The sequence below is a fragment of the Paramagnetospirillum caucaseum genome (assembly GCF_000342045.1).
Classification (GTDB): Bacteria; Pseudomonadota; Alphaproteobacteria; order Rhodospirillales; family Magnetospirillaceae; genus Phaeospirillum; species Phaeospirillum caucaseum.
The window spans coordinates 1-24,972 of the sequence record NZ_AONQ01000011.1 but is presented as its reverse complement, the minus strand read 5'-3'; the positions used below and the strand labels follow the sequence as shown (position 1 = coordinate 24,972).

20 protein-coding genes are annotated in these 24,972 nt (G+C 69.0%); 9 read left to right on the top strand and 11 right to left on the bottom strand.

What is annotated here, in order from left to right; genetic code table 11:
- Positions 1 to 55: 55 nt before the first annotated feature.
- From H261_RS05665 to malQ, 4 genes are read left to right on the top strand one after another with little or no spacing between them, the layout of a single operon-like run.
- Entirely contained in the window at positions 56 to 343 is a 288-nt protein-coding gene (locus H261_RS05665; RefSeq protein WP_008615325.1) for a type II toxin-antitoxin system Phd/YefM family antitoxin, read from the top strand.
- The gene (locus H261_RS05660) at positions 327 to 635 is read left to right on the top strand and encodes a type II toxin-antitoxin system RelE/ParE family toxin (RefSeq protein WP_008615324.1); all 309 of its coding nucleotides are present in this window, start codon (positions 327 to 329) and stop codon (positions 633 to 635) included. The genes H261_RS05665 and H261_RS05660 overlap by 17 nt, the downstream gene beginning before the upstream one ends.
- Positions 636 to 2,867: a glycogen debranching protein GlgX gene (glgX, locus tag H261_RS05655; protein WP_008615323.1), complete on the top strand. Its 2,232-nt coding sequence runs from the start codon at positions 636 to 638 to the stop codon at positions 2,865 to 2,867.
- A complete protein-coding gene (malQ, locus tag H261_RS05650; RefSeq protein WP_008615322.1) occupies positions 2,864 to 5,053 on the top strand; it encodes a 4-alpha-glucanotransferase in 2,190 nt (729 codons plus the stop codon). Before glgX ends, malQ begins: the two co-directional genes overlap by 4 nt.
- Before the next feature lie 4 nt (positions 5,054 to 5,057).
- Here the strand turns inward: malQ and H261_RS05645 are convergent, their stop codons facing one another.
- The gene (locus H261_RS05645) at positions 5,058 to 5,294 is read right to left on the bottom strand and encodes a DUF2798 domain-containing protein (protein WP_008615321.1); all 237 of its coding nucleotides are present in this window, start codon (positions 5,292 to 5,294) and stop codon (positions 5,058 to 5,060) included.
- A 206-nt stretch (positions 5,295 to 5,500) separates the two neighbouring features.
- Here H261_RS05645 and H261_RS05640 point away from each other — a divergent pair, with 206 nt between their 5' ends.
- Positions 5,501 to 7,957 (top strand): glycogen/starch/alpha-glucan phosphorylase, encoded by a 2,457-nt coding sequence (locus tag H261_RS05640; RefSeq protein ID WP_040475800.1) that lies wholly within the window; start codon positions 5,501 to 5,503, stop codon positions 7,955 to 7,957.
- A gap of 137 nt (positions 7,958 to 8,094) precedes the next feature.
- Here H261_RS05640 and H261_RS05635 read toward each other — a convergent pair whose 3' ends face one another.
- Positions 8,095 to 9,609 (bottom strand): TolC family outer membrane protein, encoded by a 1,515-nt coding sequence (locus H261_RS05635; protein ID WP_008615318.1) that lies wholly within the window; start codon positions 9,607 to 9,609, stop codon positions 8,095 to 8,097.
- A gap of 150 nt (positions 9,610 to 9,759) precedes the next feature.
- On the opposite strand from H261_RS05635, the gene H261_RS05630 reads away from it, so the two are divergent.
- From H261_RS05630 to H261_RS05615, 4 genes are all read left to right on the top strand, one after another.
- Positions 9,760 to 11,496, top strand: a complete 1,737-nt coding sequence (locus H261_RS05630; protein ID WP_008615309.1) for a tetratricopeptide repeat protein — start codon at positions 9,760 to 9,762, stop codon at positions 11,494 to 11,496.
- 195 nt (positions 11,497 to 11,691) lie between these two features.
- Positions 11,692 to 12,354, top strand: coding sequence for a GntR family transcriptional regulator (locus H261_RS05625; RefSeq protein ID WP_008615307.1), 663 nt, complete (start codon positions 11,692 to 11,694; stop codon positions 12,352 to 12,354).
- A gap of 92 nt (positions 12,355 to 12,446) precedes the next feature.
- Positions 12,447 to 13,493: a sensor histidine kinase gene (locus tag H261_RS05620; protein WP_008615306.1), complete on the top strand. Its 1,047-nt coding sequence runs from the start codon at positions 12,447 to 12,449 to the stop codon at positions 13,491 to 13,493.
- A 17-nt stretch (positions 13,494 to 13,510) separates the two neighbouring features.
- Positions 13,511 to 15,964 carry a two-component system response regulator gene (locus tag H261_RS05615; protein ID WP_008615304.1) on the top strand — a complete coding sequence of 818 codons (2,454 nt, stop codon included), beginning with the start codon at positions 13,511 to 13,513 and terminating at the stop codon, positions 15,962 to 15,964.
- Here the strand turns inward: H261_RS05615 and H261_RS05610 are convergent.
- The 9 genes from H261_RS05610 to H261_RS05570 all read right to left on the bottom strand — a co-directional run.
- Positions 15,933 to 16,715 carry a hypothetical protein gene (locus H261_RS05610; protein ID WP_008615303.1) on the bottom strand — a complete coding sequence of 261 codons (783 nt, stop codon included), beginning with the start codon at positions 16,713 to 16,715 and terminating at the stop codon, positions 15,933 to 15,935. The two genes, H261_RS05615 and H261_RS05610, sit on opposite strands and share 32 nt — an antisense overlap.
- Positions 16,693 to 17,901, bottom strand: a complete 1,209-nt coding sequence (locus H261_RS05605; RefSeq protein WP_008615301.1) for a hypothetical protein — start codon at positions 17,899 to 17,901, stop codon at positions 16,693 to 16,695. The genes H261_RS05610 and H261_RS05605 overlap by 23 nt, the downstream gene beginning before the upstream one ends.
- A complete protein-coding gene (locus H261_RS05600) occupies positions 17,898 to 19,421 on the bottom strand; it encodes a caspase family protein (protein WP_008615299.1) in 1,524 nt (507 codons plus the stop codon). The genes H261_RS05605 and H261_RS05600 overlap by 4 nt, the downstream gene beginning before the upstream one ends.
- 20 nt (positions 19,422 to 19,441) lie before the next feature.
- On the bottom strand, positions 19,442 to 19,909 hold the full coding sequence (locus tag H261_RS05595) for a hypothetical protein (RefSeq protein WP_008615296.1): 468 nt from the start codon (positions 19,907 to 19,909) through the stop codon (positions 19,442 to 19,444).
- Positions 19,906 to 21,252: a caspase family protein gene (locus tag H261_RS05590; protein ID WP_008615294.1), complete on the bottom strand. Its 1,347-nt coding sequence runs from the start codon at positions 21,250 to 21,252 to the stop codon at positions 19,906 to 19,908. The genes H261_RS05595 and H261_RS05590 overlap by 4 nt, the downstream gene beginning before the upstream one ends.
- Positions 21,253 to 21,268: 16 nt before the next feature.
- Positions 21,269 to 21,877, bottom strand: coding sequence for a hypothetical protein (locus H261_RS05585; RefSeq protein WP_235062873.1), 609 nt, complete (start codon positions 21,875 to 21,877; stop codon positions 21,269 to 21,271).
- A gap of 28 nt (positions 21,878 to 21,905) precedes the next feature.
- On the bottom strand, positions 21,906 to 23,309 hold the full coding sequence (locus H261_RS05580) for a tetratricopeptide repeat protein (RefSeq protein ID WP_008615290.1): 1,404 nt from the start codon (positions 23,307 to 23,309) through the stop codon (positions 21,906 to 21,908).
- Positions 23,310 to 23,425: 116 nt separating this feature from the next.
- Positions 23,426 to 24,238 (bottom strand): DUF4384 domain-containing protein, encoded by an 813-nt coding sequence (locus tag H261_RS05575; RefSeq protein ID WP_008615288.1) that lies wholly within the window; start codon positions 24,236 to 24,238, stop codon positions 23,426 to 23,428.
- A gap of 17 nt (positions 24,239 to 24,255) precedes the next feature.
- On the bottom strand, positions 24,256 to 24,972 hold a 717-nt coding region (locus tag H261_RS05570), incomplete at its 5' end, for a S1 family peptidase (protein ID WP_008615281.1).

Here is a 24,972-nt window from a genome sequence, read left to right as displayed (position 1 = left end):
GGATGACGATCTGGGAATACCTTTTAAGGTAATTGTTTCCTGGGAACGGCCTGCCATGGACATCGTCAAGGACATCCAGCCAGTCACAACTTTCCGCAACCGCTCGGCCGAGTTCCTGAACCATATCCGCGAGACGGGGCGTCCCCTGGTCCTGACGGTCAACGGCAAGGCGGCGGCGGTGTTGCAGGATGCCGAGGCGTATCAGCGTCTGCTCGACATCGCCGCTTCCGCCAATGCGGGCGAAGGGATACGCCAGGGCCGCGACGACGTGGCGAGCGGCCGGGCCGTTCCGGCGGCCGAGGCCTTCGCCATGCTGCGGGCCGAGCATGACATTCCGCGTTGAGGTGACGGAGCGGGCCATCGGCGATCTCCGCCATCTCTACGGGGCCATCGCCGCGCGACACGTTCCGGTGGTGGCACGATGGTTCAACGGGCTTGAGGCCAAGGTCGCCACTCTCGCCCATCATCACGGGCGAGGGCTGCCGGTGCCGGAGGATGCCAACTTGCGGCAATTGCTTTACGGGCGTCGGCCACATGTTTATCGGATCATCTATGGCATCGATGAAGGCCGCCGTATCGTGCATGTCCTCCACATTCGCCACGGTGCCCGTGCCGCCATGACCGGGGAAGACTGAATGACGTCGCGTCGCCGCATCCTGCCCGGCCAGCCCTATCCCCTGGGGGCGACCTGGGACGGCAACGGCGTCAACTTCGCCCTGTTCTCGGCCCATGCCGAGAAGGTGGAACTGTGCCTGTTCGACCGGCGCGGCCTGCGTGAGGTGGAACGCATTTCCCTGCCCGAATACACCGACGAGGTCTGGCACGGCTATCTGCCCGATTGCCGGCCGGGTCAGCTTTACGGCTATCGCGTCCACGGCCCCTACGATCCCAACGAGGGGCACCGCTTCAATCCGCATAAGCTGCTGCTCGACCCCTATGCCAAGGCGCTGGCGGGGGGCTTCGAATGGTCGGATACCCATTTCGGCTTCAAGCCGGGCACGCCCAAGCTGGACCTGATCGCCGACCGGCGCGACAACGCCCGCTTCATGCCCAAATGCCGGGTGCTGGACACCGCCTTCACCTGGGGCAACGACCGCCGCCCGAACGTGCCGTGGCCCGAGACCATCGTCTACGAGGCCCATGTGCGGGGCCAGACCATCAAGCATCCCGGCGTGGTCAACGGCATGCGCGGCACCTTCCTGGGCCTGACCCAGCCCGGCGTTATCGACCATCTGCGGCGCCTGGGGGTGACCACCCTGCAATTGCTGCCCATCCACGCTATGATCGACGAGAAGCATCTGGCCGACCGGGGCCTGCGCAATTACTGGGGCTACAATTCCATCGGCTTCTTCGCCGCCGATCCGCGCTACTACTCGGCCAGCCCGCACGGCGACTTCAAGACCATGGTGTCGCGCCTGCACGACGTGGGCATCGAGGTGATCCTCGACGTGGTCTACAACCACACCGCCGAGGGCAACCATCTGGGGCCGACCCTGTCGTTCCGGGGCATCGACAACCTCAGCTACTACCGCCTGGGACCCGACGGCAAGCGCTGGTACGAGAACTATTCCGGCTGCGGCAACACGCTCAACCTCGCCCATCCCCGCGTGCTGCAGATGGTGATGGACAGCCTGCGCTACTGGGCGGACGAGATGCATGTGGACGGCTTCCGCTTCGATCTGGCCGCCTCGCTGGTGCGCGGCAAGGGCGGCTTCGACCATTCCTCGGCCTTTCTCGACGCGGTGCGCCAGGACCCCGGTTTGAGCCGGTTGAAGATGATCGCCGAGCCCTGGGACTTAGGGGGCGACGGCTATCGGGTCGGGCGCTTTCCGCCCGGCTGGTCCGAGTGGAACGGCCGCTACCGCGACACGGTGCGCCGTTTCTGGACCGGCGAGGGCGGGGTGATCGGCGACTTGGCCTCGCGCCTGACCGGCTCCTTCGACATCTTCGGCTGGGGCGGGCGGCGGCCGTGGGCCAGCCTGAATTTCGTCACCTGCCACGACGGCTTCACCCTCAAGGATCTGGTCAGCTACGAGCGCAAGCACAACGAGGCCAACCTGGAAGGCAACAAGGACGGCACCGACGCCAATTACGCCTGGAATTGCGGCCACGAGGGGCCGTCGCCCTATCCCGAGGTGCGGGAATTGCGGGCGCGGCAAAGCCGCAACCTGCTGGCCACCCTGCTGCTGTCCCAGGGCGTGCCCATGCTGCTGGCCGGCGACGAGATGGGCCGCAGCCAGCGGGGCAACAACAACGCCTATTGCCAGGACAACGAAATCGGCTGGGTGGACTGGTCGGAGGTGGACGAGGATCTGCTGGCCTTCGTCCAGAGCCTGATCGCCTTGCGCAAGGCCCATCCGGTGTTCCGCCGCCCGCGCTTCTTCGAGGGCAGGCGCCTGCCCGGCTCACCGCTGAAGGATATCGTGTGGATCACGCCCGAGGGCCGCGAGATGGGTCACGGCGACTGGACCACGCCGTTTGCCCGCTCGCTGGGCTTCGTGCTGGGCGGCGAGTCGTGCGCCGTGGACAACCTGACCGGCCGCGAGGAGATGGACGACACCTTCCTGGTGTTGCTCAATGCCTATCACGAGGCGGTGCCCTATGTGCTGCCGCCGCCCAGCCTGGGGCGGTCGTGGGAGCTGGTGCTCGATACCTTTGACCCCGCCGGGCGGCAGGCCGGCACCCATTGGGCGGCGGGCATCACCTATCCGCTGGGGCAGCGATCGCTGGCGGTGCTGCGCCGTTCGGGCGCCCTGCGCGGCGTGCCGCGCGATGAATCTAGTGGCCCAAGCGGCGTGCCGCGCGATGAATCTAGTGGCCCAAGCGGCGTGCCGCGGGACGGGAACAAAGAAGGGGACAAGGAATGAGCGGAAGCGACGCGCTGGACCGTTTGGCGCGCCTGGCGGGGATCGAGGACGGCTGGTGGGACTTCTTCGGCGCGTGGCGGGTGGTGCCGGCCGAGACCAAGCGGGTCTTCCTGGCCGCCATGGGCCTGCCCGCCGGCAGCGACGAGCAGGTGCGGGCCAGTCTCAAGGACCTGGAGACCCGGCCCTGGCGTCGGGCGCTGGAGCCGGTGCTGATGGCCGAGGAACATTCGGCCCCGCCCTCCATCGCCGTCACCCTGCCGGCCGAGGCCGACGACATCGGGCATTCCTGGGTGCTGGAGGAGGAACTGGGCATCCGCCACGCGGGGAGCTTCCGTCCCGTCGAGTTGCGCTGGGGCGAGGAATACCTGCTGGACGACCGGCTGGTCCATCGCCGCTGGCTGGACCTGCCGGCCCTGCCGCCCTGCGGCTATCACCGCCTGATCCTGTCGGGCCCGGCCGGCGTCCTGGCCGAGATGGCGCTGATCGTCACTCCGCCCCGCGCCCATGTGCCCGAGGCGGTGGAGCGGGAGACGGGGGCCTGGGGCGTCGCCACCCAGATCTATTCCCTGCGCTCCGAGCGCGACTGGGGCGTCGGCAATTACGGCAACTTGGCCGAACTGGCCGAGGGCGCCGCCCGGCTGGGCGCCGCCTGCGTCGGGGTCAATCCGCTGCACGCCCTGTTTCCCGCCGATCCCGAGCGGTTCAGCCCCTATTCGCCGTCGTCCCGGCGCTTCCTCAACATCGCCTATATCGACATCGAGGCCATGCCTGAGTTCCGCGACTGCCTGGAGGCGCGGCGCATGTTCGCGTCGCCCGGCTATCAGGCGACCCTGGCGCGGCTGCGCGGCTATTCGCTGATCGAGTACCCGGATGTCATGCGTCTGGCCCGGCCCATGCTGGAGGTGCTGTACCGCTGGTTCCGCCGCACCTCGATGGGCGACGACAACCCGCGCGGCCAGGAGTTCCGCGCCTGGCAGGCCGAGATGGGCGAGGCCGGGCGGAATTTCGCGGTGTTCGAGGCCCTGCACGACAAATTCAGCCGCGACGGCAAGGGCTATTGGCGCCAGTGGCCCGAGCAATACCGCCGCCCCGATTCCCCCGCCGTGGCCGATTTCGTCCTGGAGCACGTGGAGCAGGTGGAGTTCTTCCAGTGGCTCCAGTTCATCGCCGACCGGCAACTGGCCGGGGCGCAGGCCAGGGCCAGGGCGGCGGGGGCTTCCATCGGCCTTTACCGCGACCTGGCGGTGGGCATCGCCGGCGACGGGGCCGAGGCCTGGGCGCAGCAGGACTCGCTGGCGCTCGGCGTCTCGGTGGGGGCGCCGCCCGATCCGCTGGCCCTGAAGGGCCAGGATTGGGGGCTGGTGCCGTTCAATCCCATCACATTGCGCGAGCACTTCTACGCCCCCTTCATCGAGGTGATGGAAGCCAACATGCGCCATGCCGGGGCGCTGCGCCTGGACCATGCCATGAGTCTTGCCCGGCTCTATTGGGTGCCGCCCGGCCAGCCCGCCGACCAGGGCGCCTATGTGCGCTATCCGGCCGAGGACCTGTTCCGGCTGGTGGCGCTGGAAAGCCGGCGCAATTCCTGTCTGGTGATCGGCGAGGACCTGGGCACCGTACCCGACGGCTTCCGCGAGCGCATGGATTCCATGGGCATCTTCGCCTACCGGGTGATGGTGTTCGAGAAGGCCAAGGACGGCGCCTTCCGCGCTCCCGGCCAGTTCGACGCCAAGGCCCTGGCCATCGCCGCCACCCACGATCTGCCCAGCTTGCGCGGCTGGTGGGCGGGCAAGGACATCGACCGGCGGGAAAAGCTCGACCTCTACCCGCGCGAGGGCCAGGCCGCCGAGGAGCGTGCCGTCCGCGCCGCCGACCGTGCCGCCCTGGCCGCCGCCCTGGCGGGGCAGGGGCTGCTGCAGGCCGATTTCCCGGTGGGTCCGGCGCTCTCCGATATCCAGGCGGTGGCCCTGGCGGCGGCGGCACACGCCTATCTCGGCCGCTCGGCCGCCCGGCTGATGATGGTGCAGATGGAGGATGCACTGGGCCAGGAGGTGCAGATGAACCTGCCCGGCACCACCACCCAGCATCCCAACTGGCGTCTGCGCTACAAGGCCGACACCGCCGCCATCCTGGCCGACCGGCGGATGACGGCGACGGCGGAGGGGCTGAGGGAAGGGGGCAGGTGAGCCTTCAGCTTTCCACCGTGGCCGCGACGATGCGACGCACCAGCGGCAGGATCAGCAGGATCACCGGATAGGCCGCCGCCCACGAAATCAGCCAGGCGGTGGGCCAGACGTCGATGAATCCGGCATCGAATCCCTGCGAGCGCAGGACGCTGATGGCCGAGACCACGCAGGTCATCAGCATGGTCAGGACCAGCGGCTGAACCAGTCCGGCGTAGTGCCGGGGAAGCTTTCTCAAACGCATTTTGCGGTACGGTCCATTGAACATATAAGCGGGGCGGAGCTTATTCGGTCGCCGCGCGGCGCGTCAATCGGACTGTCTGGCGCTTGAAGACCCGCCGCGTACGACAAAATTCATAATGAATGGGCTGGCGACCGGTATGACCGGCCTTGCCCGCGCCCCTGTTTCATGGCGGAATGACAATGGATGGAACTGGCGGGAAGACCGGCATGAAAAAGGCAAAGCCTCCGGTAGTGCGGCTGCTGGGCGACGATGTGGACAGCATCAAGGAAGCCATCGGCAGCCATCTGCTCTACACGGTGGGCAAGGAGCCGATCAACGCCACGGCGCGCGACTGGTTCATGGCCGCCGCCCATGCGGTGCGCGACCGGGTGACCGAGCACTGGATGCCGACCCTGAACCGCTATTACCGCGAGGATTCCAAGCGGGTCTACTACCTGTCCATGGAGTTCCTGATCGGCCGCACCCTGGTCAACAGCCTGATCAACCTGGGGCTCTACGACACGGTGCGCCAAGCCATCGCCGAGTTGGGCCAGGATTTCGAGGAACTGGCCGCCTGGGAGGTGGAGGCGGCGCTGGGTAACGGCGGCCTGGGCCGTCTGGCCGCCTGCCTGCTGGATTCCATGGCCACCATTGGGGTGGCGGGTTTCGGCTACGGCATCCGCTATGATTACGGCATGTTCACCCAGCACGTGGACAACGGCTGGCAGGTGGAAAGTCCGGAGAACTGGCTGCGCTACGGCAACCCTTGGGAATTTCCTCGTCCCGGCGTGATCTTCCCCGTCCGCTTCGGTGGCCGGGTCATCCATTTCCGCGACGTCCTGGGCCATACCCGGTCGCAGTGGGTGGATGCCGAGGAAGTGATGGCCATGGCCTTCGACGTACCGGTGCCCGGCTATGGCGGCAAGGTGGTCAACAATTTGCGCCTGTGGTCGGCCAAGTCGACCCGCGAGTTCGACCTGAAATACTTCAACGCCGGCAATTACATCGAGGCGGTGCGCGACAAGAACGAATCCGAGACCCTGTCCAAAGTGCTCTATCCCTCGGACATGACCGACCGCGGCAAGGAACTGCGCTTCAAGCAGGAATACTTCTTCGTCGCCGCCTCCATCCAGGACATCCTGGCCCGCTTCCGCAAAAGCCATTCCGACTGGACCATGCTGCCCGAGAAGGTGGCCATCCAGCTCAACGACACCCACCCCGCTCTGGTGGTGGCCGAACTGATGCGGGTGCTGGTGGACGAACACCAGATCGAATGGTCCAAGGCCTGGGAACTGGTGCGGGGCTGCTGCGCCTATACCAACCACACCCTGCTGCCCGAGGCGCTGGAGACCTGGTCCACCGAACTGTTCGAGCGGGTGCTGCCCCGCCACCTGGAGATCGTCTACGCCCTCAACCACGAATTCCTGCAGAGCGTGCGCTACCGCCATCCCGGCGATTCCGAATTGCTGCGCCGCGTCTCGCTGATCGCCGAAGGGGACGAACGCCGGGTGCGCATGGGCCATCTGGCGGTGATCGGCAGCCACAAGGTCAACGGCGTCGCCGCCATCCATACCGGCCTGATGAAGAGCACCATCTTCTCGGATTTCGAGCACCTGTCGCCCGGCAAGATCACCAACAAGACCAATGGCGTGACCCCCCGGCGCTGGCTGCTGGCCGCCAATCCGGCCTTGTCGGCGCTGATCACCGCCAGGATCGGCGACGGCTGGATCACCGATCTCGACCAGTTGCGCAAGCTGGAGCCCCTGGCCGACGACCCGGCGTTCCGTACCGCCTTCGCCGCCGTCAAGCGTGGCAACAAGGAACGCCTGGCCGCCATGCTGTCCCAGCGCCTCGGCGTCGAGGTGGACGTGGATTCCCTGTTCGACGTCCAGGTCAAGCGCATCCACGAATACAAGCGCCAGTTGCTCAACGTGCTGCACGTCATCACCCGCTATGGCCGCATCCGCTCCAACCCGCTCTTGAACCCGGTGCCGCGCACCGTGATCATCGGCGGCAAGGCGGCGCCGGGCTATCACGTCGCCAAGCTGATCATCAAGCTGGTCAACGACGTGGCCGAGGTGATCAACAACGACCCCCTGGTGGGCGGCAAGCTGAAGCTGGTCTTCGTGCCCAATTACAACGTGTCGACCGCCGAGTTGGTCATGCCGGCCGCCGACCTGTCCCAGCAAATCTCCACCGCCGGCACCGAAGCCTCGGGCACCGGCAACATGAAGATGAGCATGAACGGGGCGCTGACCATCGGCACCTGGGACGGCGCCAACGTGGAAATCTGCGAGGAAGTGGGCGAGGAGAACATGTTCCTGTTCGGCCTCTCGGCCCAGGAGGTGGCGCGGCGCCGGGTGGACGGCTACGACGCGGTGGCGGCGGTGAAGGCCGATCCCGACCTGAGCTGGGCGCTGGAGATGATCGCCGGCGGCTTCTTCTCGTCCGACCAGCCCGACCGTTTCCACCAACTGGTGGACATCCTGACCGGTGGCGGCGACCATTACCTGCTGTCGGCGGATTTCCCGCTCTACATGGCGGCGCAGGAGCGGGTGGACCAGACCTACCGCGACCCGGAGGAGTGGACGCGCAAGGCCATCCTCAACGTGGCGCGCATGGGCAAGTTCTCATCCGACCGCACGGTGGCCGAGTATGCCAGGGAGATCTGGGGCGCGCTGTAGCGGCCGTTCCGCTTGTGGTATCATCCCGAGCGCAGGCGAGGGATCTCATCCTGGAACGATGTTTCCGATTCGGCACCGATGATCCAGGCGGAGATCCCTCCTCCCGTTGGTCGTCGGCATGACAGGCCTCAGTCGTATCAGCGGATGGACCAGAAGGAATTATCGGGCTGCGGCTGGGCGGCGACCAGATCGCGGACCCGTTCCATGATCGCGGTGTTGGCGGCCTGTTCCGTAGGCGGCGGCGCGGCGGGGGCCGCTGCTGCGGTGGGAACCCTGGCCGGCTTGGCGGCCTGGGGCTTGGGCGCCTTGTCCTTGGGATGGGTGTAGTCCACCGCCTTGAGTGGCGAGACGTCCAGCGAGGTGGCGGGCTTGGCGCGGCTGAGGTTGTCCACCTCCAGGCGGCCCATGGCGGCCAGCAGTTCGTAGGACGCCTGGTACATATCGTAATAGGCGCCGGTATAGTTGATCCGCGCGTCGTTGATGCGGGTTTCCTCGTCCAGCACCTCGGTGACGGTGGCCTTTCCGGCCTCGCGCTTCTTCATGGTCGCCTCCCAGACCTCCTCGGCCAGGACGGCGGCGTTTTCCAGCAGATCGAGGCGCTGGCGGGCGGTCTGCAGCTTGTGCCAGGCGGTACGGGCCTGCTCGGCGATCTTGCGGCTGGCGTGGAAGCGGCTGTCCTTGCTGGCCCCGTGGTCCCACGAGGCCTGGGCTACGGCGGCGTCGGTCTTGAAGCCGGAGAACAGTTCCCAACTGGCCACGAGCATCAGCGACCAGTCGCGGCGCACGCCGATGGTGGCGTTCTTGCCGTGCTCGTAATTGGCCTTGCCCACCAGGTCGAGGGTCGGCCAGTAGCCGGCCTCGGCGATGTTGCGCTTGTCGTTGGACAGTTCGATGGCGCTGGTGGCGGATTCCAGGGACGGGTTGTCCTTTTCCGCGGCATCCAGCGACTGGTCGATGGTCTCGGGAATCAGGTCGAGGGGCAGCGGCGGGTCGGAAAGGGACGCCACGTCGGGGGCATGGCCGTACACCTGGGAAAACTTGGCGACGGCGGCGTGGAACTGGCCCTCGTAATTGACGCGGCGTTCCTTGGCCAGTTGCAGGCGCTGCTTGGCCTGCAGCACGTCCGAGGCGATGCCCGATCCCTTCTGGACGCGCTCGTCCTCCAGGTTCTGCTGCTCGGCGACCTTGCGCTCGTTCTCGCGCGACAGGGCCACCAGCTTGGTGGTGCGCATGACGTCGAGATAGGCGATGGCGCCTTCCAGCAAGGTGGCCTGGCGGATGCTGCGCAGGTCCGATTCGGAAATACGCCGGCTGGTCTTGGCCGATTCCACCGTGGAATCGGTAGCGAAGCCGTCGAAAATCTTCTGGGTGACGGTCAGGCTGCTGGTGTTGCGCTTGTCCAGGAACGGCTTGCCCTGGGTGGCGCGGCGGTCGGGACTGTCGACGTATTCGTGACCCTGGTCCCCGCCCACCTTGACGGTCGGCAGATAGCCGGCCCGGGCGCTGCGGATACCCTCGGCGGCGGAGTTGACGCCCTTCATCTTGGCCTGGATCTGGGGATGGGTGGCGACCAGGTCGCGCATTTCCTCCTCCAGGGAGCCGGCCGTGGCCGTGGCCGGGGTCCAGCAGGTGGCCAGGACAGTGCCGAGCATGGCCCAACGCTTGAGCTTGTGCGCCCTAATGACGGAATACCCCAACATCTGCACGCGGCTGGCCCCCAATCTATGGGTCTGATATACACCGGATTATCTATTTTGTGAATCGGCTAAAGCGCTATCGGGCGGCAATTTCAGGTGGGTGGCATGGCGGGCTTGGATGTGGAGGACGAGCGGTTTCTGGCGCGTCTGGCCGAGCGGATGCCCGGCGATCCGGAGATCATGGCCCGTCTGGCGGCTTTGCTGGTGCGTCAGGGGGCGTTGGACAAGGCCCTGGCCGCCGCCCGGCGGGCGGTGGAACTGGCCCCGGGCCTGGCCGAGGCCCATGCCGCCCTCGGTCTGGCGCTGGCCCGGACCCAGAAGACGGCCGAGGCGAGGGCCTGCCTGGAACGGGCGGTGCAGCTCGATCCCGGCCTGGGGACGGCCTGGATGCATCTGGGCGAGGTGCTGGCCCTGATCCCGGATCAGGCCAAGGCGGCGGTGGACGCCCTGCGCCGGGCCTGCGGCCTGCTGCCGCGCGATCCCCGTCCCCTCAACGCCCTGGCCGGGGTGCTGATGGCGCACAAGCGTTACGAGGACGCCATCGGGGCCTATCGCTCGGCGACGGTGCTGGCGGCCGAGCCCAATCCGGCCGACATGCTGAACAACATGGGGGTGGCGCTGGAACGCCTGGAGCGGCGCGAGGAGGCGGTGGCGCTGATCCGCTCCGCCTCGCTGGTCCGCCCCGACGCGCCGGCCATTCAGGACAATCTCGGCAATGCCCTGCTCGGCACCGCCCGGGCCGAGGAGGCCGAGGCCTGCCACCGCCGCGCCCTGGCGCTGGGCGCCAAGGGGGCCGAGACCTGGAGCAACCTGGGCAATTCCCTGCATCGCCAGGGCCGCCTGGACGAGGCCGACGCCGCCTATCGCCGCGCCATCCAGATCAATCCCAATGGCGCCAAGTTCCATACCAACCTGGCGCTCAACCTGCTGCTGTCCGGCCGCATGGAGGAGGGGTGGCACGAATACGAATGGCGCTGGCGGGACCATCCCAACCTGCCGCCCTATCTGGTCGACCGCGTCTGGGCGGGCGAGGCGCTGCCGCCTGATTTGCCGGCCGGCGGCACCTTGCTGCTGCAGGCGGAACAGGGCTATGGCGACACGCTGCAATTCGTCCGCTATGCCCCGCTGCTCAAGGCGCGCGGCGTCAACCGGGTGGTGCTGGCCTGCCAGCCCGAACTGATCCGCCTGATGGAGACCGTGCCCGGACTGGACGCGGTGGTGGGGGAGGCCGGGCCGCTGCCGGCCTTTGACAAGGCGCTGACCCTGCTGTCGCTGCCGCGCCTGCTGGCCGATCTTCCCGCGCCGGAGGGCATTCCCTACCTTTCGGTGCCCAAGGGGGTGAAGGTGCGGCTGCCCGGCGCTCCCGCCGGGACGCTGAAGGTCGGCCTCGCCTGGGCCGGGCGCCCCACCCACGGCGACGACTGGAACCGCTCGATCCCCGCCTGGATGCTCGATCCCCTTCTCGACGTCCCGGGGGTGGCGTTCTACTCCCTGCAGCGCGGCGCGGTGGCCCCCCGGCTGGGCCGGCCGCCGGCCGAGCGGCTGGTGGACGCCGCTGACCTCTGCGCCGATTTCTGCGACACCGCCGCCATGCTGTGGGATCTGGACCTGATCGTTTCGGTGGATACGGCGGTGGTCCATCTGGCCGGCGCCCTGGGCAAGCCGGTCTGGCTGCTGCTGCCGCCGGTGCCCGATTTCCGCTGGCGCATGGAGGGCGAGACCTCCGAGTGGTATCCCGCTTTCCGCCTGTTCCGCCGGAAGTTCCGGTCGGGCTGGGAGACGCCCATCGCCCGTATCGCCGAGATGCTGCGCGCCAGGGCGGCCGGTCCGGCATCCCCCTGATTCCGCCGCCCCCGCCGCCGCGCAACAATCCCGACGGGACCGCGCCTGTCGGTGTGTCAATGCACATAACGCGTAAAATGCTTGCTGTATACAATCTCAGCATGCAATCTATTGCCATGCGTCCATTGCGTTGAGTTTGCTTGCTGCGCATAACTCGCAATAGATGTGATTCGATCAGGATCGGATGCGAATGGCATGACCCGGGTGCGCAGGCCCAAGGACCCTACGGAATTATCGGCGGCGGAATGGGTCCGCCAGCAATTGATCGAGGACATCGTCGCCGGCCGGCTGCGGCCGGGCGAGAAGTTGTGCGAGGTCAAGATCGCTTCGCGGCTGGGGTGTTCCCGCACCCCGGTGCGCGAGGCGTTCCGTCATCTGGGCGCCTTGGGGCTGGCCAATTTCGAGAAGAACCGCGGCGGCAACGTGGTACGGCTGGAACGCGCCATGATGCTGGAGCTGTTCGAGGCCCTGGCGGAAGTGGCCGCTGCCTGCGCCGGCCTGGCGGCGTCGCGCGCCGAGGCCCAGCGGCGGAGCCTGGCCGAGCGGGACTGGCCGCATGCCGCCGCTCCGGCGGGAAGCGGCGGCGATGACGATCTCTTTTCCGTCCTGTTCGGAGTGTGCGGCAACCGGCTGCTGTCGGAGGCCGGTGCCACCATCCGTTGCCGCCTGCTGCCCTATTGGCGGCTGCTGGGCAAGGCGGCGGAGGAGTGGCCCGTCCATGGCGCCCCGGGCCAGGCCGAGACGGTGCGGGCCATGGCGGCCGGCGACGGCCGTGCCTCGCGCCGCGCCATGCGGGCCTTCGTGCTGATGGCCCGCGACCAGGCGGTCCGGGGCCTACCCTGCTCCGTCCTGCCCTGATTCTCGGGTACGGGTTGCACCCCATTGTGCCGTCCGGCGGCCATGACCATCTCTCCCATGGGCGATGGGTGCTGATGTAAAGGGTTCTCCGGGTGTCGCAAAGCCGGGACAAGTCGGCCGACACAGCCTTGCGCAAGAGCGAGGAGCGTTTCCGCCGGGTGGTGGAGGCCGCCCCCAACGCCATGGTGATGATCAACGCCGCCGGGGTGATCGAGATGGTCAACGCCCAGGCGGAGCGGATGTTCGGCTATTCCCGCCAGGAGATGCTGGGCCAGTCCATGGAGATCCTGGTCCCCGAGCGCTTCCGGCACGCCCACCCCGGCCTGCGCGCCACCTTCACCGCCGATCCCAAGTCGCGGCCCATGGGCGAGGGGCGCGACCTCAACGCAAGGCGCAAGGACGGCAGCGAGTTTCCGGTGGAGATAGGCCTCAATCCCATGGATACCGAGGACGGGCCCATGGTCCTGTCGGCCATCGTCGACATCTCCGACCGCAAGCACAAGGAGGAGAAGATCCGGGCGGCGCTGCGCGAGAAGGAGATCCTGCTGGGCGAGGTCCACCACCGGGTCAAGAACAACCTGCAGATCGTTGACAGCCTGCTGGACCTGCAATTGTCCAAGCTGGACGATCCCGTGGTCGCCGGCATGCTGCGCGACAGCCAGAGCCGCATCCGTTCCATGGTGCTGATCCACCAGACCCTGTACCAGTCCAAGGACTTCGCCCGGGTCGATTTCGCCGCCTTCCTGGATTCGCTGGTTCCCAATCTGGTGGCCTCGTACGGGCTGGATTCCAACCGTATCTCCCTGACCCTCCAGGTCAAGGACATCCAGTTGCCGCTCAGCACCGCCATACCCTGCGGTCTGATCGTCAACGAACTGGTCACCAACGTGTTCAAGCACGCCTTTCCCGGCGGGCGGCGCGGCGAGATCCGGGTGGTCCTGGCCAATGACGGCGACGATCAGGTCGCCCTCAGCGTTTCCGACGACGGAATCGGCCTGCCGCCCGGCCTGGACGTGGAGAACGCCACCACCCTGGGGCTGCAGTTGGTCTGCCTGCTGGCCGAGCAACTGGGGGGACATATCGAAATCGAGCGGAGCGGGCCGACCCGCTTCAGCCTGCATTTCCCGCTGCAACGGTGACGGAAAGGAGCCCGGGCATGCCCGCGACACGGATCATGGTGGTCGAGGACGAACGGATCGTCGCCCTTCATCTGCGGCACCAGCTGTTGAAGCTGGGCTACGAGGTGGTGTTCATCGCCTCGACCGGGGATCAGGTCCTGCGCCGCATCGAAAGCCTGCGGCCCGATGTCGTTCTGATGGACATCCATATCGAGGGCGACCTGGACGGCATCGACACGGTGGCGCGGCTGCCGCCCGAACTCCACATTCCGGTGATCTACCTGACCGCTTATTCCGAGGAGCCCATCCTGGCGCGGGCGCGGGCCACCAAGCCGTTCGGCTTCCTGCTCAAGCCGTTTTCCGAGCGCGAGCTGCACGCCACCATCCAGATGGCCCTGGAGCGCCGTACCGTCGAGGTGGCGCTGCGCGACAGCGAGGAGCACCTGACCCTGGCGCTGCAGGCCGCCGGCATGGGGGCCTGGGAGGTGGACGCCCAGTCGCGCCGGATCATCCGCGCCGGGCATATCGAACAGGTCTTCGGGTGCGGCGGGACCGGGGGGGACGCCAGCTGGGAACGCTTTCTCGAGCATGTGGTCGAGGACGACCGGGCGCTTCTCCTGCGGGCCTACGAGCACCTGACCGGCGGCGACGCCGCCCTGCAGGTGGAGTTCCGGGGAATCCACGCCGACGGCAGCGTGCGCTGGCTGCGCGCCCAGGGCAAATCCATCCCGCCCCGGGCCGAGCATCCGCAGCGCATCATCGGCGTGCTGCAGGACGTCAGCGACCACAAGGCCGCCGAGGACCGCCGCCGCCAGGCGCTGACCGTGTTCGAGGCGACCCGCGACGGCCTGCTGATTCTCGATCCCGATCTCAGGATCGTCACGGTCAATCCCGGCTATTGCGCCATCACCGGCCATGACGAGACCGAGCTGCTGGGCCGCCGCCCGCACATGCTCGACGACGGGATGCAGCCGGCGGACCTGCGCGACGAGATCATGGCGGCGCTGGGCGAGGGCGGGCGCTGGCGCGGCGAAATCCAGGGCATGCATCGCGGCGGCGAGGCCTTGCCGCTGCTGATGAACATCGCCGCCGTGCGCAGCGAACACGACAGCGTCGTGCATTACGTGGCCGCCTTCACCGATCTGACCGCCATCCGCGCCGCCGAACAGCGGTTGCAGCACCTGGCCCATTACGATCCGCTGACCGACCTGCCCAACCGGTTGCTGGCGGCGGACCGGCTCGACCACGCCATGGAGCGCTGCCGCCGCGACCGCCGCGCCCTGGCCGTGCTGTTCGTGGACCTCGACTTCTTCAAGCGCATCAACGACACCCTGGGGCACAGCGTCGGCGACACCGTGCTGAAGACCGTGGCACAGCGCATGCGCGGCGCGGTGCGGGCCGAGGACACCGTGGCGCGGCTGGGCGGCGACGAGTTCATGGTGATCCTGGAGCAGGCCGAGAATCCCGACGACATCGCCGCCATCGCCATGAAGATCCGCGCCGCGGTGACTCAGCCCATCATGGTGGGTGGCCGCGAGCTGGCCACCTCGGCCAGCATCGGCATCAGCCTGTTTCCCGACGACGGCCAGACGCGCGAAAGCCTGATCCAGGCCGCCGACACCGCCATGTACGCCGCCAAGGAAACCGGGCGGAACGGCTACGCCTTCTACACGCGGGAAATGACCGAGCGGGTGATCCTGGCGGCCTCGTCCGACCGCGAGGTGCGCCGCGCCCTGGCCGAGGACGAACTGGTGCTATTCTACCAGCCGCAGATTTCCATGGAAACCGGCCGGCTGGAGGGGATGGAGGCGCTGATCCGCTGGCGGCATCCCGTCCGGGGCCTGCTCGGCCCCGCCGAGATCATCCCGGCCGCCGAGCGGGGCGGCTTCATCATCGATATCGGCGACTGGGTGGTGGCGGAGGCCTGCCGCCAGATCCGCCGCTGGCGGGAATGCGGCCTGCCGCCCATCCGGGTGGCGGTCAACGTCTCGGCCCAGCAGATGCGCAACGGCCGCCTGCTGCGGGCGGTGGAGGGCGCCCTGGCCGAGACCGGCATCTCGCCCGACAGCCTGGAAATCGAGATCACCGAAAGCATGCTGCAGAACGAGGAGGAGTGCATCGCCACCCTGCACGCCCTGAAGGGATTGGGTGTCACCCTGGCCATCGACGATTTCGGCACCGGCTATTCCTGCCTCAGCTCGCTGAAAAGCCTGCCCATCCAGCGGCTGAAGATCGACCGCGCCTTCATCCAGGGGATTCCCGGCGACCTCAACGACATGGCCATCGCCGAAGCGATCATCGCCATGGCCCACCGCCTGCGCCTCAGCGTGGTGGCCGAGGGGGTGGAGACCGAGGCCCACATGGAGTTTCTCCGCGCCCTGGGCTGCGAGGGGGTGCAGGGCTTCTTCCACGCGCGGCCCATGCCGGCCTCGGACGTGCCGGACTTCGTGGCGGGCGGGATCACTGACAGCCGCGCCCCACGTCGTCGGTGATGCGGGCCAGGGCGTCGAAGCGCCCCGCCAGGAGAGCGTGCAGCCGGGCGTGGCTGGCGGCGGCCAGCGCCCGCTCGATGGGCTTGCGGCCCCGCTCGCCCAGGATGCGGTAGGCGCTGTCCATTTCCCGCCAGGCCCCGTCCTCGGCCAGGGATATCCAGGCCTCGGTCACTCCCACGCCCTGGTTGAGGGCGCCGGCGTCCGGGGGCTGGGGCGGCGTCGCCGATCTGGCGCGCGTCGCCAGGTCCAGGTCGTGGCGGGCGGGGTGCAGCCGGGCCAGTTCCGCCTGCCGCGTGCCGCCTTCGGGCGGCGGCGCGGTCTCGACGGTGGCGGTGGCAGCCTTGAGGATCTTGCCGGCCAGGGCGATGGCGGTTTCCGTCCGCTTCCGATGGGCGGCGTGCAAGGCGGCGGCACGGCGGCACGGGTCCTGCCGCTCGGCCTCGTCCGGATCGTGGGCGGCGGCCAGATAGGCGCGGTACCAGGTGGCGGCTTCCAGGGGGCGGGCGAGGCCTTCCCGGGCGCGGGCCAACCCCAGCAGGGGCGGCAGGGCGTCGGGCAGGGCGGCGCGCGCCTCGGCGAAGCGGGCGGCGGCCTCGCTCCAGTTCTTGCGGCCCAGCGCCGTCTCCCCCGCCGCCATGGCGGCTTCCATCCGTTCCTCGCCGGGCAGCGGCGGCACCTGGGACCGGCCCTCCGCCGGCGCCATCAGGACCAGGAGGACGGCAAGGGTCCTAGCGGCCGGGAACGGTGGCATGCTGGCGGCTTCCTTCCATGTAGCGGATGGCGTTGAGAATGTCGGGATTGGGCCGGTCCCGGTATTGCTCGGCCAGCACCTCGACGGCGCCTTCCAGCGAACCGTCGCGCGATATCTCGGTTCCTCTCTTGATCCACTCGTTGCGCCGCGCCATCCACTGGTCGCGGTATTGCGCGGCGCGCTGCATGCCGCCGTATTGCGGATCGCCCTTGGCCGCCTCGAGCTTGATGCGCAGATTCTGGGAGGGGTCGATGTCGGGCGAAACGGAGCTGCGGCCGCCGCGTCCCACGTAGGAGCGGGCCATTCCCCCCAGATAGCTCAACTCCTCCTGGGTGGCCGGCGGATCGCCGTCGGGATAGTGCTTGAGGCTGTTGGTGCCGAGGACGAACTGGGCATCCACCGGATTGCCGCGAGCCCGGTTCAGGGCCTCCTCGACGGTCCGCGCCACATGGGGCGTGGGCGGCACCGCCGAAATCATGGGCGGCGGCGGCTCCTTGTATTTCGGGCTGGTGGGGAGGGGCCGGTCGGGAACCGTCACCGGGCCGGATTCCGGCTCGGGCGGCGGCGGCCGGGGCGTGGCCGCCACCTGCGGCGGCGGCGATTGGCGGGGCGGAACGGGAAGGCCCTTCAGATGGTCCGGCCGGTTGTCCACCGGTTCGCCCATATCCGGGGCCACGCCGGTTCCGTCGAAATCGGCCTTGTAGCCGCTCAGCATGTCGTCGACCTTGTGCTGGAAGTCGGCTTCCGCCTGGGCCCGCTGGCGGTCGCGCTCCTCGCGGGCCTTGCGCTCGCGCTCGGCCGCCTGGAAGGCCCGCACCCGGTCGAGCCCGCTTTGGATGCGGGCCCGGTCGCCGGCTTCGTCGGCCATGGCGAGGGCATTTTGCAGCCGCCGTTCGGATTCGTCGGCATCGCCCCGGTTCCAGGCGTCTTCCGCCGCCTTTTCATTGCGTTGCATCTCGGCCAGGCGCTGGGGATCGCGGGACGGGGGCGGGAATGCCGGGGTGCCGTAGCCGGAACCGCCCCCGCCGGACGGCGGCGTGGCGCGGGGCGCCGGCGCGGGCGGCGGGGCGCAGCATGACGGGCAGATGCTGCACTTGTTGTCCTTGGGCTTCCAGGCCAGGGCGCCGTCCGGCGCGGCGGCGATCATCGCCAGGGCGACCAGCCAGCCGGTCCGCCGGATGTTCATCTCCCGCCTCCCCTGACGATCTGGGCGTTCTGGTCGCGGCCGTAATGGCGGCGGGCAAAGTAGGTCAGCGTCTCCTTGAGGTAGCGTTCCAGCTCGTCCAGGCCGACGCGGCCGTCCTTGTCGGAATCGGCCTCGCCCGCCATGGCCTTCAGGTAGTACTTGGTGAACAGGCCGGAGGATTCGTCGGCCTCCCAGGATGCCATCTGGTTGGCGGCGCCCGCCGCGATGACGGTGAGGTTGGCGGGCACCGGCGGGGCCTTGACCTCGAAGAACACCGGCGAGGCCTTGCCCAGCACCGAGCCGGCCGGGCTGATGCCGGAGAAGCAGGCTTCCAGCACGACGGTGACGCTGTCGGCGGGCAGCTTGCCCAGGTTGTCGTAGAGCTGCTTCAGGGGATAGCCGTTGAGCTCGATCCTGGCCGCGTCGGAATCCGTGGGGATCAGATAGGGCGAGCCGCCCTGGCTGGCCGGGGCGCCGTGGCCGGAATAATAGACGTAGACCCGGGACTTGCCCGGCTTGACCCAGTCGAACAGCTGGCCGCGATGGTCCTTGTCGGAGCCGAACACCCTGGTCATCTGGCTGCCGGTGGCGTCCTTGAGAAAGATGACGTTGCCCTCCCTGATGCCGAGCGCCTGGGTGGCGTAGAGCCTGGCCCCTTCCGCGTCGGCGTGGGCGGGGCGGACATTGGGGATGTCGCGGCCCTGGCGGGCGTAGTCGGCGTTGCCGATGATCACCGCCACGTCGTCGGGCCGCTCGGCGCCCCGGGGGAAGCGGCCGACCGCCGGCTGGACGGCGAAGCGCGGCGCGGCGGCGACCGGGGGAGGCGGCGCGGCGGCGACCGGGGGAGGCGGAGCCGGTTGCGCCATCGGAGCCTTTTGTCCCGACCGGGCGGCCACCGCCGGGGCGGCGCCGTGCAGGGCCGCCGCGATCTGGCCCGCGGCCGGTCCGTTCAACTCGCGCAGCCAGTCGTCGGCCAGGGCGCTGATCGCCCGCGAGGCGGGAACCCCCAGGCCGCGATTGGGGTCGAACATCATCAGCTCCATCTCGTGGCGCTTCGACTGGATGTCGGAACGCCAGACGTCGCGGCCCTGGCTGTCGGTGGCGCGCAGATCGCCCCGGACCTGCACATAGGTGTCAGGCGAGACCAGGCATCCCAGCTTGTAGCCCACCTGCGACATTTCCGCCTGGAACACCAGGGGATAGGCGCCGGCGGCCTGGGCCAGGCTGCCCACCTCGACCACGCTGGCGAACATGGCCGACAGGCGTTCCTTGACGGCGCGGGCGAAGGTGCCGCCGTAATCGGCGTCGATGCTGAACCCGCCGGTCAGGCAGCCGGTGGGCAGCAGGTTGGGAACCCGCAGCGACCGGGTCTCGCCGGGAAACACCAGGGCGACCGAGGCCTGATGGCGCTGTCCCGCCACCACGGTGGACGGCACCACCTCCATGGTGGGAGCGATGGCGCAGGCCCCCAGCAGCAGCGGCGCGAGGAGCATCAGGCGATGCAGGAGCGTGGGGCTCATGGATGGCCTCCCTTGTTCGTTCAGCGTGGCGGCTCGGCCACGGTCAGGATCATGTCGCGGGCGGAGATGGCGCCGCCCCGGTCGGCGATGGCCAGACGGATGCGATGGCTGCCGGTGGGCAGCTCTGCCCCCTCCACCGCCAGGGTCTGTCCCACCACGTAGTCCCGCAGGCGGTCGGTGATGTCGATGGTGATGAAGCCGCGCAGCGTCACCGTCAGGCTGGCCATGTCCGGGGCCAGGCCGCTGCGGCCGGGCTCGAACTGCACCAGGATGCTTACCGGGCTTCGCACCGCCGCATCCAGGCTGGGCGTCTTGACGCGGATGACCGGGCCATCGCCCTCCTCGGCGGCCATGGGCGTCCGCCCCTGGGGCGGCGGCTGGCCCAGACGGGCGGATTCCCCGGGCGTCACCAGCCAGAACCGTCCGTCCGCCCAGGCCTCGTCAACCGTGCTCAGCAGCATCAGGACGGCCAGGGCGGCGCGCTTCATCTCCCGCCTCCCCTGACGATCTGGGCGTTCTGGTCGCGGCCGTAATGGCGGCGGGCAAAGTAGGTCAGCGTCTCCTTGAGATAGCGGTCCAGCTCGTCCAGGCCGACGCGGCCGTCCTTGTCGGAATCGGCCTCGCCCGCCATGGCCTTCAGGTAGTACTTGGTGAACAGGCCGGAGGATTCGTCGGCCTCCCAGGATGCCATCTGGTTGGCGGCGCCGGCCGCGATGACGGTGAGGTTGGCGGGCACCGGCGGGGCCTTGACCTCGAAGAACACCGGCGAGGCCTTGCCCAGCACCGAGCCGGCCGGGCTGATGCCGGAGAAGCAGGCTTCCAGCACGACGGTGACGCTGTCGGCGGGCAGCTTGCCCAGGTTGTCGTAGAGCTGCTTCAGGGGATAGCCGTTGAGCTCGATCCTGGCCGCGTCGGAATCCGTGGGGATCAGATAGGGCGAGCCGCCCTGGCTGGCCGGGGCGCCGTGACCGGAATAATAGACGTAGACCCGGGACTTGCCCGGCTTGACCCAGTCGAACAGCTGGCCGCGATGGTCCTTGTCGGAGCCGAACACCCTGGTCATCTGGCTGCCGGTGGCGTCCTTGAGGAAGATGACGTTGCCCTCCCTGATGCCGAGCGCCTGGGTGGCGTAGAGCCTGGCCCCTTCCGCGTCGGCGTGGGCGGGGCGCACGTCGGGGATGTCGCGGCCCTGGCGGGTGTAGTCGGCGTTGCCGATGATCACCGCCACGTCGTCGGGCCGTTCGGCGCCCCGGGGGAAGCGGCCGACCGCCGGCTGGACGGCGAAGCGCGGCGGTGGCGGAGCGGCGGCGACCGGGGGAGGCGGAGCGGCGGCCGCCGCCACGGCCACGGGCGCCGGCGGGGTGGCCAGCAGCAGGGCCAGTTCCAGCTTGGCCTGACGCATGGAATCCTGGAGGTTGAGCGCCACCGGCCGCAGGCGGGATATCACCGGCCCTCGGGCCGAGGCCACCGCCGCGCCGGTGCGGGCGTCGAGGACGGCAACGGAGGGTTCCACCGCCCCGTCCCAGCGGAACGAGGCGCGGACCACATAGGTCTCGCTGCCGTCGCGGACGGGGATGACCTGCCGGAACAGGTTGGCGAGATCGGCCAGGGCGCGCCGCTCCATGGGGACGAAGAAGCCCTGGGCGGCCAGACCTTCGTTGCCGGGGGCGGAAACCCCGGCCGATTCCACCACCGCCACGGCGTCGATCACCCGGGGCGGCGGGGTGGGGGCGTAGTCGCTCCACGACCACTCGTAGTCCGAGGGCGCCGCCCCGGCGGGGGCGGCGGCGAGCGTGGCCATGATCAGGCGCGCGGCGAGTGCTTTCCGCATGGCCGCTTCCCTCCTCCTACTTGCGGGCGGCCTGGATTTCCTGTTCCAGATCCTGGAAGGCCTTCGAGGCCCGCAGCTTGGATTCCATCACCTTGTCCTGCTTGACCCGGTCCATCAGGATGCGGTTGGCGTTGCCGATGGGGTATTGCAGCAGCACATAGGCGCGGTAGACCGAGCCCTGGGGCACCAGCTTGCTCTGGGTGCGGGAATAGCCGGCCAGGCTGGTCTCGGTGATCAGATTCGAGGTGATACGCTCGCTCTCGCTGGTGATCACCGGGTCCTCGCCGCTGCCGCTCTCGCTGATGAATTCCTTCATCTTGGAAGACAGGCTGCCCTTCAGGGTGTCGGCCAGACCGCGCTTGGCGCTTAAGGTCGCCTTGTCCATGGCCATCTGCATGTCGGCCGAGGTGGCGGTACCCGGGGCATAGAGGCTGTTGCCGTCCATGGGCGGCGCGGTGAACCACGCGGGCGCTTCCTCCACCGAGGCCTGGACGTTGGCCACCCTTGCCTCCTGCCGCCTTTGCTCGGCGGCGGCGGTGGCGGCGGGAGTGCCGGGCGCCGGGTTGGTGGCGCAGCCGGCCAGCAGGCCGGCGGCCAGGGCGATCGGGGCGAATCGGTAGAGCATGGGCGTCATCCCTTCTGTTCCAGCGCCGTCAGGGCGCCTTGGCCTTCTGTTCCAGCGCCGCCAGGGCGCCTTGAATGGTGTCGATCTCGCGGGACAGGTCGAGGCCCGGCCCGGAAAGCTCCTTCAGGTCGGCGAGCGCCTTGCCCGCCTGTCCGTAATGTCCGGTCTTGAGATAGGCGAGGCCGGCGCCGTAGAAGGCATCCGCCGCCGCCACGCGGTCGCCCTGGTCCAGCAGGATGACCCCGGAATTGTAATAGGCGAAGCCGTTGGCCGCGTCGGCGCGGATTGCCATGGCGTAGGCGGCCAGGGCGCGGTCGGCGCGGCCCCGCAGGCTGTTGACGTAGGCTAGGCCGTTGAGATAGGTGGCGTTGTCGCCGTCCAGCGCCACGGCGCGGATGATGTCGGCCTCGGCGCGGCTCGGGTCGTTCTGCTTGATGCGCATGCGGCCCATGGCGAAATGGGCGGGGGCGAAGGACGCGTCGCGGGCCGCCGCCTGTTCGGCGCGGGCCAGGGCGCTGGCGTAGTCGCCGGCCTCGGCCAGATATTCGGCATGGCGCAGGAAGTCCTCGGGCCGGGCGTCCGGCACCGCCACCAGGGCGTCGAGCAGGGGGGCACGGGCCATGTCGCCGAAGCGGCGCTGTTCCAGCGCCTGGATCAGGCGGGCGCGGCGCTCGTCGGCGGCCAGGGGGGCCAGTTCCTCCAGGAAGGCGTCCAGCCCGGCCTTGCGCGGCGGCTCGGGCGACAGCGGCAGGGCGCGCACCGGCGCCGGCGGCTCGGTGGGGTCGTCGAGGGCGACGATGCCGGGATCGGGAATGGTCGAGGCCAGCCGCCGCGCCAGATCGTCGGTGGCGCGCAGGATCTGCTCGTCGTCCATGTTGCGGGCCGCCTCGAAGATGCCCATGGCGATGCCGATGGGCGAGATCGGCAGGCCGCCGGCATGCAGCGAGGCCACATGGGTTCCTTCCCACAGCACCTCGCCGCCCGCCGCCCGTACCATGCGCAGTTCGGCGCCCACCGCCACCCGCGAGTAGACGCCCAGAAACTGCCGGCCCGATTCGGTGACCTTGCCGCCGATCAGCGCCTCGCAGTCCAACGCCCGGCCGATCTCGGCGGCATCGCCGCGCCGGGCGGGGTCGAGGCGTTCCAGGACGAAATCGACGCGGGCCGGCTTGACGTCGCGGCGGCCATGGGGGGCGAGATGGGCGTAGACGGCGCGGCGCACCGCCTCGATGCGGGCCGGCTCCAGGGCGGCATCGCCGTCGGGGCCCGACAGGGGCAGCACGGCGACGCAGGACGGCGGCCGGGCGGCCAGGGATTGGTGGACGCGGAACGATACGGCGTTGAGCGCCAGGGGAGGAGCCTCCTCCTCCTGGCTCCGGTCCACGTAGACCGGGCTGGTGCAGGCGGCGAGCAGCAGCGCGACGGCTGTCATCCCAAGGCAAAGCCGAGGGATCTCGTTCTGATCCGCTCGTGCCGATTCTACTCTGCCGGTCCAGGAGGAGATCCCTCCTTCCGCTGGTCGTCGGGATGACAAACGGGGGCGGGACATCAGCGTTCCCTCTTGAGGATGCTGTAGGCCTTGCGCACGATGCGGGCCTCGCTGCGCGGCAGTTCCAGCAGGCGGGCCTTGAAGTCGTCCAGGCTGTAGCTCTCGCGGAACTCCAGGGGCTTCCTGGTGGCCACCACCATCAGGTATTCGTCCACCATGCGGCGGTTGCCGCCCAGGGTCTCCGGGAAGCCGGTCCGCATGACGTAGCGCTTGCGGCCGGCGTCCGAGGGAATGGTGGTGGCGCGGTCGATGCGGCTGATGGGATCGTAGGGATTGGGCAGAAGGCGCGACACCTGGGAATCGCCCTTTTCGTAGGGCAGCCACTGGAATACCGCCACGCCCATGGGCTGGTTGGGCGTCAACGTGATCTCCAGCGGCTCGCCGTCGCGGTAGACGGCGGCGTTGAGCTTCACCCCGACGTCGAAGGAGGGGTCGGGGTGGCCGGGCGGCACCACCACGTCGGCCTCCAGTTCCACCACGCATTTGCGCACCGTGTCGATCACCGTCAGGGTCTCAACCCGGCGGTTGCGCACCGCCCGCACGTCGCCGTCGACCATGCTCCAGATGGCGGAGTTGTGGGTGCACTCGGCCTGCTCGCCCTGCTCGGAACAGCGCATCAGCTCCTCCGACGACAGGCGTTCGCCGGTGACCTGGCGGACCGCGTCCTCCTTGGCCTTGTCCTCGGCCAGGCGGCAGGCCTCGGCCTCCGGCTGTTCCGGCGGGAACAGGCGCTCGGCCCTCGCCGCCACCCAATCGGCGCGGGCGGCGGCCGGGGCCAGGAGAATGACCAGGATGAGCGCCCACATTCCCATGCGGTGACCTCGTTCGCCTACTTGGTGGATGCGATCAGCACGACGCGGGGCAGCATGGACTGGTAGAGGTCCTCCAGCGACATTTCGCCGCCGGCCGCCTTGCCGCCGCCGCTCCTGCCGAGGAAGCGCAGCACGCGGCTGGACTTGATGGCGAAGTTGACATCCTCGGCGGTGATGCCGGAGCGGCTGCGCAGTTCGGCGGTGTCCAGCTTGGCCACGGCGATGCCGATCAGCCGGCCGGTCCGGTCGAAGACCGGCCCGCCGGAATTGCCCTGGTTCAGCTTGGTGGTCATCTGGAACGAGGTGGGTTCGCCGCCGATTCCACCCATCTTGGAGACGATGCCTTCGGCCAGGGCCGGCTGCTCGTCGCCCAGCACGGTGATCAGCGGAAAGCCCATGACGATGGCCGAGCGGCCGGGCGAGGCCTCGCTGATTCCCGAGATGGGCATGGCCTCGCCCTCGGGGAAGGGCTCGGACAGTTCCAGCAGGGCCAGGTCGTCCTCGGCCGAGACCTTGATGATCCGGGCGCGGCGCACATGGCCGGTGCCGTTGCGGATGGCGGTGTCGCGGACGCCTTCGATCACATGACGGTTGGTGATCACCTGGCGGCCGCCCTCGAGCACGATGCCGCTGCCGAACAGGATCTGGGTGCCGGGCCTGAAGGGCAGGGGGTCGGGATTGGCCAGGGCCTGGAAGGTGCGCGGCCGGGGCGCGGCGGGCGCCGGCGGTGGGCC

Coding starts and splice junctions, on each gene's coding strand:
- H261_RS05665 (WP_008615325.1), top strand. CDS start 56: ATGGACATCGTCAAGGACATCCAGCCAGTCACAACTTTCCGCAACCGC.
- H261_RS05660 (WP_008615324.1), top strand. CDS start 327: ATGACATTCCGCGTTGAGGTGACGGAGCGGGCCATCGGCGATCTCCGC.
- glgX (WP_008615323.1), top strand. CDS start 636: ATGACGTCGCGTCGCCGCATCCTGCCCGGCCAGCCCTATCCCCTGGGG.
- malQ (WP_008615322.1), top strand. CDS start 2,864: ATGAGCGGAAGCGACGCGCTGGACCGTTTGGCGCGCCTGGCGGGGATC.
- H261_RS05645 (WP_008615321.1), bottom strand. CDS start 5,294: ATGCGTTTGAGAAAGCTTCCCCGGCACTACGCCGGACTGGTTCAGCCG.
- H261_RS05640 (WP_040475800.1), top strand. CDS start 5,501: ATGAAAAAGGCAAAGCCTCCGGTAGTGCGGCTGCTGGGCGACGATGTG.
- H261_RS05635 (WP_008615318.1), bottom strand. CDS start 9,609: ATGCTCGGCACTGTCCTGGCCACCTGCTGGACCCCGGCCACGGCCACG.
- H261_RS05630 (WP_008615309.1), top strand. CDS start 9,760: ATGGCGGGCTTGGATGTGGAGGACGAGCGGTTTCTGGCGCGTCTGGCC.
- H261_RS05625 (WP_008615307.1), top strand. CDS start 11,692: ATGACCCGGGTGCGCAGGCCCAAGGACCCTACGGAATTATCGGCGGCG.
- H261_RS05615 (WP_008615304.1), top strand. CDS start 13,511: ATGCCCGCGACACGGATCATGGTGGTCGAGGACGAACGGATCGTCGCC.
- H261_RS05610 (WP_008615303.1), bottom strand. CDS start 16,715: ATGCCACCGTTCCCGGCCGCTAGGACCCTTGCCGTCCTCCTGGTCCTG.
- H261_RS05605 (WP_008615301.1), bottom strand. CDS start 17,901: ATGAACATCCGGCGGACCGGCTGGCTGGTCGCCCTGGCGATGATCGCC.
- H261_RS05600 (WP_008615299.1), bottom strand. CDS start 19,421: ATGAGCCCCACGCTCCTGCATCGCCTGATGCTCCTCGCGCCGCTGCTG.
- H261_RS05595 (WP_008615296.1), bottom strand. CDS start 19,909: ATGAAGCGCGCCGCCCTGGCCGTCCTGATGCTGCTGAGCACGGTTGAC.
- H261_RS05590 (WP_008615294.1), bottom strand. CDS start 21,252: ATGCGGAAAGCACTCGCCGCGCGCCTGATCATGGCCACGCTCGCCGCC.
- H261_RS05585 (WP_235062873.1), bottom strand. CDS start 21,877: ATGCTCTACCGATTCGCCCCGATCGCCCTGGCCGCCGGCCTGCTGGCC.
- H261_RS05580 (WP_008615290.1), bottom strand. CDS start 23,309: ATGACAGCCGTCGCGCTGCTGCTCGCCGCCTGCACCAGCCCGGTCTAC.
- H261_RS05575 (WP_008615288.1), bottom strand. CDS start 24,238: ATGGGAATGTGGGCGCTCATCCTGGTCATTCTCCTGGCCCCGGCCGCC.